We start from the raw sequence: 9,517 nt of genomic DNA on the forward strand, positions 1-9,517 counted from the left end.
AACACAAGCAGGCGCAGGAAAAAGTTGACGTGCTCTCCGAGCAGCTGACCCGGCTGGAAATAGAGGCGGAAGTGTTGCGCACGGAAATCCGCAACAAAAACGATCTCGCCGTCAAGGATCAACTTACCGGTGTGTACAACCGCAACGGTTTTGACGAACGTTCGGTGGAATTGTTTGCGCGCTGGGAACGCAGCGGGGCCAAGCTTTCCATCGTATTTGTCGACTGCAACAAGTTCAAGCAAATCAATGACACCTACGGCCATGCTGCGGGCGACCTGGTGCTGGTCAAGGTTGCCGACATCCTGCAGTCCCGTGCCCGTGTCACCGATGTGGTGTGTCGTTTTGGCGGTGACGAGTTTGTCATTTTGCTTCCGGATACGGGAGCGGAAGGCGCGGAAATCTACGCGGTAAGCGCATTCAACGAGGTGCTGGATGCCGGTTTCAATGACAACGGGAAGCCGCTGGATGTGTCAATTTCCCTGGGCATCACCGCCATCAAGGAGGGTGACACCCTGGATCTCGCTCTGGCGCGCGCCGATGAAGCCATGTACGAAGCGAAGGGCAAGCAGGGCGTCAGGGTAGCGACCAAGGTCTAGGTCGCGCCTGGCGGGGCTCCGCCAGAAAAACCGGGATAATGCGCGTGATTCATGACGTGGCGTCCCACCTCCCGGTATACTCCGCCGATGATTCCACTGTCCATTCTTGACGTTACCGCTGTTCCCGAGGGCAGCACCACTGCCGAGGCGTTGCAAAACGCGAGGGACCTCGCGCAGCACGCGGAGCGGTGGGGTTATCATCGCCTGTGGGTTGCCGAGCATCACAACATGCAGAGCATCGCCAGCGCAGCGACGTCCATCGTGATTGCGCACCTGGCCAACGCCACAACCTCAATACGGCTGGGTTCGGGCGGAATCATGCTGCCCAACCATGCACCGCTGGTGATTGCAGAGCAGTTCGGTACGCTGGCAACGCTGTTTCCCGGCCGTATCGACCTCGGGCTGGGTCGTGCGCCAGGCACGGACCAGCGCACGGCGCAGGCTCTGCGTCGCAATCTCAACAGCAGCGTCGATGACTTCCCCAATGACGTGCTGGAACTCCAGTATTACCTGAAGCCGGCACAGCCCGGGCAACCCGTGGTGGCCACGCCTGGCGCCGGCACCGAGGTGCCACTGTGGATTCTGGGTTCCAGCCTGTACGGCGCCGGGTTGGCGGCCATGCTCGGCCTGCCGTTTGCATTTGCTTCGCACTTCGCGCCCGCCTACATGGAACAGGCGATAGACCTCTATCGGGAAAAGTTTGAACCCTCAGAACAACTGGACAAGCCTTATGTGATGCTGGGCTATAACGTGTTTGCGGCTGATACCAACGAGGAAGCACAGCTGCTGCAGACCTCGATGATGCAGACTTTTGTGCGCCTGCGGCGCGGCACGGGGGGCAAGATGCCACCACCGCGAGCCGGCTTTTTTGACACCCTGGCGCCTCAGGAGAAACAGATGTTGACCGATATGTTGCGCTGCTCCGCGGTGGGCGACCGGGACACGGTGGCTGCAGCGATGCGTGCCTTTGTCGCGTCCACGGGTGCGGATGAACTGATGCTGATGTCATCCATCCATGATCACCCGCAGCGACTCAGGTCGTTCGAGCTTGCTGCGACGGCGCTCACACGCTAGCGCAGCGCGTGAGGCCTCGTTGGCCTGCCTAACCCTCCACCGGCTCCCGATAGGCATCCATACTCGGGCAGGAACACACCAGGTTCCTGTCGCCATACACGTTGTCGACCCGGTTTACCGGTGGCCAGTACTTGCTGCGCCGCAGCGAGGCCACGGGGAAGGCGGCCTGCTCCCGGCTGTAGGCGTGGCCCCACTGTTCGGCGGTGACGTCGAGCAAGGTGTGGGGGGCGTTGCGCAGGGGGTTGTCCTGGGCGTCCAGGCGCCCCTCCTGCACCGCGCGTATCTCCTCGCGGATGGTGATCATGGCATCACAGAAGCGATCCAGTTCTGCCAGCGACTCCGATTCAGTCGGCTCGATCATCAGCGTGCCCGGTACCGGGAAGGACATGGTCGGGGCGTGGAAACCGAAGTCTACCAGGCGCTTGGCGATATCCTCCTCGCTGATGCCGCTGGCTTCTTTCAGCGGCCGGATATCGACAATACACTCGTGGGCCACGGTGCCATTGCGGCCGGTGTAGAGCACCGGATAGTGATCCTTGAGGCGCAGGGCAATGTAGTTGGCGCTGAGGATGGCGACCTTGGTGGCCTGGGTCAGGCCTTCCGCTCCCATCAGGGCAATATAGGCCCAGGAGATGGGCAGGATGGAAGCGCTGCCCCAGGGTGCGGCGGATACGACGTCATTGCCCTGCGGCAGCCCGGGTAGCGGCACAACCGGGTGTGAGGGCAGGAAGGGCTGCAAGTGGGCGCCGACCCCGATCGGGCCCATGCCCGGGCCGCCACCGCCGTGGGGAATGCAGAAGGTCTTGTGCAGGTTCAGGTGCGAGACGTCAGCGCCGAACTTGCCGGGTGGGGCGAGACCCACCAGGGCGTTGAGGTTGGCGCCATCCACATACACCTGGCCGCCGTGGCGGTGCACGATGTCGCAGACGTCGACCACGGTTTCCTCGAACACGCCGTGGGTGGATGGATAGGTGATCATGATCGCCGCCAGCTCGTTGCTGTGCTTCCCGGCCTTGTCCGCCAGGTCCGCCAGGTCCACGTTACCCTGGCTGTCGCACTCCACGATGACCACCCGCATGCCCGCAAGGGCGGCGCTGGCGGGATTGGTGCCGTGGGCGGAAGAGGGGATCAGGCAGACGTCGCGCTGGTGGTCGCCGCGGCTTTCGTGGTAGCGGCGGATCGCCAGCAGGCCGGCGTACTCGCCCTGGGAGCCGGCGTTGGGCTGCAGGGAGATGGCGTCATAGCCGGTGCACTCCTTCAGCATGTGCTCCAGTTCCGCCAGCAGCTGCTGGTAGCCTTCGGTCTGGTCCGCGGGGGCAAAGGGGTGCATCCCGGCAAACTCGGGCCAGGTGACCGCCAGCATCTCGGTGGTGGCGTTGAGTTTCATGGTGCAGCTGCCCAGCGGGATCATGGCCTGGTTGAGGGCGATGTCCCGACCCTCCAGCCGGCGCATGTAGCGCAGCATTTCCGTTTCCGAATGGTACTCGTTGAACAGCGGGTGCTGCAGGTAGTCGACCTCGCGCAGCAGGTCGCCGGGGATGCCATCGACGGCATCGTCCCGCTCGCGGCAGCTCCTGGCCGGGGCCGAGCCGGTGATCACCGCCAGCAACTGGTCGACATCCTCCGCGCTGGTGGTTTCGTCCAGGGCAATGCCCAGCTGCCCGCTGCCAATGATGCGCAGGTTCATGCCCGCCGCCAGGGCGCGCTCGACAATCACCGACTGTTGCTCGCCCACGTCCAGGGTCAGGGTGTCGAAAAAGTGGCTGTTCTGCGGCTGGATCCCGGCCGCCTGCAGGCCCGCGGCCAGCAGCCCGGTCAGGCGCTGTACCCGCTCGGCGATGCGGCGCAGGCCGGTCGGCCCGTGGTACATGGCGTAGAACGCCGCCATGATCGAGAGCAGGGCCTGGGCGGTACAGATGTTGCTCGTGGCCTTCTCCCGGCGAATGTGCTGCTCCCGGGTCTGCATCGCCATGCGCAGCGCCTCGTTGCCGTGGCGGTCGATGGACACGCCAATGATGCGCCCGGGGGTAGAGCGCTTGTAGGCGTCGCGGGTGGCAAAGAACGCGGCGTGGGGGCCGCCAAAGCCCATCGGCACGCCGAAGCGCTGGGAGTTGCCCACCACCACGTCGGCACCCTGGGTGCCCGGTGACTTCAGCAGCAGCAGGGAGAGGATATCCGCGGCCACGGTGACCAGGGTACCGGCATCGTGGGCGCGCGCGATCAGTGGCTCCAGGTCGCGGACATGGCCGTAGGTACCCGGGTACTGCAGCAGCAGGCCGAAGGCATCGGTGCTCGCCACCAGCTGCTCCGGGTCCCCCACCACCACTTCGATGTCCAGCGCCTCGGCGCGGGTGCGCACGACGGCGATCGTCTGGGGGTGGCAGTCGTCGGCCACCAGGAAGCGGTTGCTGCGGTTTTTCTTGTTGACCCGCTGCAGCAGGGTCATGGCTTCCGCCGCCGCGGTGCCCTCGTCCAGCATCGACGCGTTGGCCAGCTCCATGCCGGTCAGGTCCATGATGGCCTGCTGGAAGGTCAGCAGCGCCTCCAGCCGGCCCTGGGAGATCTCGGGCTGGTAGGGGGTGTAGGCGGTGTACCAGCCCGGGTTTTCCAGCACGTTGCGCTGGATGACGGCAGGGGTCCAGGTGTCGTGGTAGCCGGTGCCGATATAGGATGTCAGTACCCGGTTCTTGCGGGCAATGGTTTTCAGCCGCGCGATCACGGCCTGTTCGGTTTGCGCCGGCGCCAGGTCCATGGGCCGCGGATCGCGAATTCCCGCGGGCACGGTGGCGTCTATAAGGGCGTCCACGCTGTCAAAACCCAGGGCACGTGCCATCTCGACCTGCTGTTCCGGCGTGGGCCCGATGTGGCGACCGATGAATTCCTGGTGATGTTCCAGTTCCGGCAGGGAAGGGCGCGTCATGTGGTCTCCAGGCGATGGCTGAGGCTGGGAAGGCGGGGCAAAATCCAAGGCGCGAATGTTAGCAGCCATGCCGGACAGCGGCAATAAACTGTACCCGTTCTGACCAGTCTGGCACACTGGTCGGCACAACTGACCTGGCGTTGAAGGAAGTGCGATGGAACTGGTGACACCCGAGGAACTGGGGCTCCACAGTGGGCAGCTGGCCCGTATAGGAGAGCATCTGCGGGGGCAGTATCTCGCACCGGGGAAGCTGCCGGGAAGCATTACCCTGGTAGCCAGGCACGGCCAGGTCTGCCTGCTGGACGTCGCCGGCCAGCGCGACCTCGAGCGCGGCACGGCCATGACCGCGGATACCATTTTCCGCATCTACTCCATGAGCAAGCCGATCACTTCGGTCGCCCTGATGACCCTGTTCGAGCGCGGCCTGTTTGCGCTGGACGACCCGGTCCATCGCTTTATCCCCTCCTGGCGCCAGCTGGCGGTGCGCAAGGCCGGTGCTTTCCCGTTGTTCGAGACGGAGCCCTGCGAGCGGCCCATGACCATCCGCGACCTGCTGCGTCACACCTCCGGGCTGACCTACGATTTCCTGCGGGAGAGCAACATCGACTATGCCTATCGCAAACTGCAGATCGGCAACCCGGCGCCGGGCTACACCCTGCAGCATATGGTCGATCAGCTGGCACAGCTGCCGCTGGAGTTCTCCCCGGGCAGCAGCTGGAATTATTCCCTGGCAACGGATGTGCTGGGACACCTGATCGAGGTGCTCAGTGGCCAGTCCCTCCCCGCGTACCTGCAGCAGGCCCTGTTCGAGCCGCTGGGCATGGTGGACACCGGCTTCAATATCACGCCGGAGAACGTGGCCAGGCTGGCGTCCTGCTATGAACGGGATGCGGCGAAAAAGCTGGTGTGCAATGACGACGGCCAGGACAGCCAGTTCCGCGACCGGGTGTTCTGGTCCGGCGGCGGTGGCCTGCTCTCCACGGTGCCCGACTACTACCGCTTCTGCCAGATGCTGTTGCAGGGGGGGAGCCTGGACGGCCAGCGGGTGATCGGGTCCAGGACCCTGGAGTACATGACGGCCAACCACCTGCCGGGGGGCGTCGATCTGTCCGCCATTGCCATGGGCAGTTTCAGTGAAACCCAGTACGAGGGCGTCGGCTTCGGCCTCGGTTTTGCCAGCAAGATCGACCCGGTGAAGAACGGCTATCCCGCGTCCCACGGTACCTTCTTCTGGGGCGGTCTCGCCAGCACCCTGTTCTGGGTGGACCCGGCGGAAGAGCTGGTGGTGATCTTCATGACCCAGCTGATGCCGTCCAGCACTTTCAACCTGCGCGGCCAGCTGGAGGCGCTGGTCTATGCCGCGCTGGAATGAGCGGTGGCACCGGAGCCTGACATAGTGAACCGGTGCCTATGAAACAAAAGTAATTCTCATTGCGTATTGCAAATACGAATACATCTCAATAACATCCCTCCTATTGCCATGTTCACCACTGGGAGGGGATTTCATGCAACGCACTCTGATGGCCGCCGCTGTGGCCGCCTTACTGCCTACCGCCGCCTACGCCGGGAGCGAAAGAACGGTGCCGCTGCCGGTGATCGAAGTCATTGGCAAGAACGAGGATGCCGTGTCGCGCCAGACCGGTTCCGTGGTGCTGATTGACCGCGAACGCCTGGAGCTGCTGCAGCCCCTGTCGACCGAAGATGCCCTGCGCCGGGTGCCGGGAATCAACACCAAGAGCGAGGAAGAGACTTCGATTGTTGCCAACGTCGGTCTGCGCGGCCTCTCCGCCAGCGAGTCCAAGTCCCTGATCCTGGAGGACGGTGTGCCGGTGGCGCCGGGCCTGTTCATCGGCAACGAGCGCTATTTCAACCCGCGTATCCAGCGGATCGAGCGCATTGAGGTCCTGAAGGGTTCTGCCTCCCTGCGCTACGGTCCGTCCACTATCGGCGGGGTAGTCAACTACCAGACCAAGACTCCCGATGACGGCGTCCTGGTCTCCACCCGGCTGGGCTCCTTTGACACGCGCGAGGCGTCCCTGGAAGCGGGCGGCCGCAGCGAGTCCGGGGACGCCTTCGCCGGCATCGTCGCCACCCATGCCCGCAGCGACGGTTTCATGGACAAGGACTACGAGATGAGCGACATCATGCTCAAGGCCGGCATGGCCCTGGGCAGTGATCACCAGGTCGGGCTGAAGTTCTCCTGGCACGAGAACGACGCCAATATCTCCTACCGCGGACTGCTGCTGGAGGATTACCGTGACGGCGCCGACTATAACCCGGCCCCGGATGACTACTTCCTGACCGATCGCGTGGGGCTTGACCTGAACCACGAATGGCAGATCAATGACCGCGCCAGTCTGCAGACCCTGGCCTACTGGAGTGAGGTTACCCGCGATTACTGGCGCTACGATGTCGACACAGCGGCGTCGGAAGAGGCCGGGCGCTGGGTCTACGCCGATACCCTCACGGGCAACAACCGCAGCTTCGAGCGCTACGGCCTGGAGACCCGCCTGACGCTGCAACATGAGCTGTTCGGTATTGCCAGCGATGCCGAGTTTGGCCTGCGTTTCATGCAGGAAGAATCCGACGATACCCGCATTCGCGCGACCCGCGAAGCCGACCGCACGGGCATCAATGACCGTCACCGTATCGACTCTGCGGACAGTGTCGCCGCCTACGTGCAGAACCGCATGCAGCTGACGGACCGGCTGGCCCTGACCCCGGGTGTGCGCGTGGAGTCCTATGAGCAAAAGCAGGTCGTGCTCACGGATAACAACGCCTCTGCCGACACCTCCAACACGGAAGTGCTGCCCGGCATTGGCGCCACCTATGAGCTGACCGATACGGCACAGCTCTACGGCGGTGTCTACCGCGCGTTCTCACCGGCATCCAACGGTGTCGCCCTGGATGGCCTGACTGACCAGGATCTCGAGGGCGAGCGCTCGGTGAACTACGAAATCGGTGTGCGCGGCCTGCAGGGCGCCCTGACCTACGAGGTGGCGGCGTTCTACATGGAGTTCGACAACCAGGTGGTGACGGGCAACAGCGATCCCAACCTGTCCCAGAGCAATGCCGGCGAGACCCTGCACCAGGGCATGGAACTGGTGCTGGGGTATGAACTCGGTGGCGGGTTCAGCCTGGATACCAATTTCACCTGGGTGCCCGAGTCAGAGTTCCGCTCCGGGGACAATCGCGGCAATCGCCTGCCCTACGCGCCGGAATACCTGGCCAACGCGTCCCTGAATTACAGCGATGGCGGGCTCAGCGCGGCGCTGACAGCCCATCACCGCGGTGAGCAGTACGGTGACCCGACCAATGCAGAGGCGTTTCCCACAGGAGCCGTCAGTTCGATCTGGGGCGGGCTGATGCCGTCCTACACGCTTTTCGACGCCATGGCCCAGTATGCGGTGAGCGACCAGTTGACCCTGTTTGGCGCGGTCAAGAATATCGCCGACAAGCGCTATATCACCGGCCTCAGGCAGGGCATCTATGTCGGCCCAGAGCGCAGCTTCGAGCTGGGCTTGCGCTACCGGCTGTAGCGTATCGCAGTGATGTAATAGCCTTGCTCCCCGGCGGGGCTGTGCACCACCACTTCGTCGTCAAGGCGCTTGCCCAGCAGGGCACGCGCCAGCGGCGAATCCATGCTCAGCTTGCCCGCGGCGAGGTCGAACTCGTCCGGGCCGACAATGCGGTAGCAGCGCTCCTTGCCATCGTCGTCCTCCAGTGTGACCCAGGCGCCGAAGAACACCTTGCCGGTATCAGCCGGGGCCCGGTCCACGACCGTCAGCTCCTCCAGCCGCTTGCTGAGGAAGCGGACCCGCGAATCGATTTCCCGCAGGCGGCGTTTGCCGTAGATATAGTCGCCGTTTTCCGAGCGATCGCCGTTCTTGGCCGCCTCGTGGACCACATCGGTCACCTGTGGCCGCTCCACCTTCCACAGCTGGTGTAGTTCCTGGCGCAGGACGCGTTCCCCTTCGGGAGTGATGTAGGCCGAGCCGCGGCGGCGGGGGGGACGGTATCTGCTCATGGCGCGTATTCTAGCGGCGTCCGTTTCAGTACACTAGCGGTCTTCGACATCCGGGAGGCAAGATGACCATGACCCTGAAATCACTGCTGGCAGGTGCCGCCCTGGCCTGCCTGTCCTCGACCGCTGCCGCGGTCTGCGTGGACCTGCAGGGGCAGCAGCAGCAGGGCGGGCTCGTCTGGGGTCAGGCGGCCCCCGGTGTCGCCGTCACCCTCGACGGTCGGCCACTGGATGTGCTGGCGGATGGCACCTTTATCGCCGGGTTTGGCCGCGATGCGGCGCGCTCGGCGGAGCTGGTGGTGGGGGACTGTCGCCAGCCACTGACCGTGGCCAGCCGCGAATACGATATCCAGCGGGTGGAGGGGGTGCCGCAGCAGACGGTGACACCGCCGCCGGAAGTGCTGGCGCGAATTGCCCGCGAGCGCGAGCTGGTCAACGCGGCCAAGGCACGGTATCTCGCCCGGCCGGACCTGCTGGCGGATGCCCTCGCGGGTTTCCGCTGGCCGGTGGAGGGCCGAATCTCCGGTGTCTACGGCAGCCAGCGGGTCTACAACGGCACCCCGGGCAATCCTCATTACGGCGTCGATGTGGCGGTACCTACCGGGACCATCGTGCGGGCACCGACCTCCGGTGTGGTGACTCTGGCGGAGCCGGATCTGTTCTATTCCGGCGGCACCATCATTCTCGATCACGGCTATCGCCTGTCCTCCTCCTTCCTGCACCTGAGCCGGGTGCGGGTGGCGGTTGGCGATGAAGTGCAGGCCGGCGACATCATCGGCGAGGTCGGCGCCACCGGCCGCGCCACCGGTCCCCACCTGGACTGGCGCATGGCCTGGCGCAATGAGCGCATCGATCCCCAGTTCCGGGTGCCGCCGAGGGCGCCAGCGGCGGCGGCCGCAGGCT

7 protein-coding genes are annotated in these 9,517 nt (G+C 64.5%); 5 read left to right on the top strand and 2 right to left on the bottom strand.

The window, feature by feature from the left end; translation table 11 throughout:
* Both RJQ10_RS07055 and RJQ10_RS07060 read left to right on the top strand, forming a co-directional pair.
* The coding region (locus RJQ10_RS07055) for a GGDEF domain-containing protein (protein ID WP_350145028.1) at nt 1–596 on the top strand (596 nt) is incomplete at its 5' end.
* 87 nt (nt 597–683) lie between these two features.
* Nucleotides 684–1,670, top strand: coding sequence for an LLM class flavin-dependent oxidoreductase (locus tag RJQ10_RS07060; protein ID WP_350145030.1), 987 nt, complete (start codon nt 684–686; stop codon nt 1,668–1,670).
* A gap of 28 nt (nt 1,671–1,698) precedes the next feature.
* Here RJQ10_RS07060 and gcvP read toward each other — a convergent pair whose 3' ends face one another.
* Nucleotides 1,699–4,590 carry an aminomethyl-transferring glycine dehydrogenase gene (gene gcvP / locus RJQ10_RS07065; protein WP_350145032.1) on the bottom strand — a complete coding sequence of 964 codons (2,892 nt, stop codon included), beginning with the start codon at nt 4,588–4,590 and terminating at the stop codon, nt 1,699–1,701.
* 154 nt (nt 4,591–4,744) lie between these two features.
* Between gcvP and RJQ10_RS07070 the strand changes: the two genes are divergently transcribed.
* Together RJQ10_RS07070 and RJQ10_RS07075 are read left to right on the top strand one after the other, a co-directional pair.
* A complete protein-coding gene (locus RJQ10_RS07070; protein ID WP_350145034.1) occupies nt 4,745–5,962 on the top strand; it encodes a serine hydrolase domain-containing protein in 1,218 nt (405 codons plus the stop codon).
* 133 nt (nt 5,963–6,095) lie between these two features.
* Complete coding sequence (locus tag RJQ10_RS07075) at nt 6,096–8,129, top strand: TonB-dependent receptor family protein (protein ID WP_350145036.1); 2,034 nt, start codon at nt 6,096–6,098, stop codon at nt 8,127–8,129.
* Here RJQ10_RS07075 and greB read toward each other — a convergent pair.
* A complete protein-coding gene (greB, locus tag RJQ10_RS07080) occupies nt 8,117–8,617 on the bottom strand; it encodes a transcription elongation factor GreB (RefSeq protein ID WP_350145038.1) in 501 nt (166 codons plus the stop codon). The two genes, RJQ10_RS07075 and greB, sit on opposite strands and share 13 nt — an antisense overlap.
* Nucleotides 8,618–8,679: 62 nt before the next feature.
* Between greB and RJQ10_RS07085 the strand changes: the two genes are divergently transcribed.
* Nucleotides 8,680–9,517: M23 family metallopeptidase (locus RJQ10_RS07085; RefSeq protein WP_350145040.1), on the top strand; the 838-nt coding region annotated here is incomplete at its 3' end.

This window comes from Haliea sp., from assembly GCF_040222615.1.
In the GTDB taxonomy this organism is placed as follows: Bacteria; Pseudomonadota; Gammaproteobacteria; order Pseudomonadales; family Halieaceae; genus Haliea.